The 546-nt window shown below is 66.3% G+C and carries 1 pseudogene; it reads left to right on the top strand.

Annotation, left to right across the window (positions count from 1 at the left end):
• Positions 1 to 546: pseudogene (locus CXQ96_RS17940) on the top strand (pyridine nucleotide-disulfide oxidoreductase); the annotation flags it as partial.

The raw sequence follows: 546 nt of genomic DNA on the forward strand, positions 1-546 counted from the left end.
TTCGCGACCGGGGCGATCAAGGACGCGGACCTGAACATCCCCGGTATCGAGCTCGAGGGCTCGTTCGGCGGCGCGGACTTCGTGTCCTGGTACGACGGGCACCCTGACGTCAGCCGGGAGTGGCCGCTGGAGGCCAGGGAGATCGCGGTGATCGGCAACGGCAACGTCGCCCTCGACGTCGCCCGCATCCTGTCCAAGCATGCCGACGACCTGCTCTCGACCGAGATCCCGCAGAACGTGTACGAGGGCCTGAAGGCCTCGCCCGTCACCGACGTGCACGTCTTCGGTCGGCGCGGACCTGCGCAGGTGAAGTTCACCCCGCTGGAGCTGCGCGAGCTCTCGCACTCGCGTGACGTGGACATCGTGCTCTACCCGGAGGACTTCGACTTCGATGCAGGCTCCGAGGAGCAGATCGCGACGAACAACCAGACGAAGACGATGGTGAAGACCCTCACCAACTGGCTCGTCGAGGACGAGCCGACGGGAGCCTCACGCCGGCTGCACCTGCACTTCCTGCACTCGCCCGTGGAGATCTACGACTCACCG

The sequence above is a fragment of the Arthrobacter sp. B1805 genome (assembly GCF_002929745.1).
Taxonomy (GTDB): domain Bacteria; phylum Actinomycetota; class Actinomycetes; order Actinomycetales; family Micrococcaceae; genus Arthrobacter_D.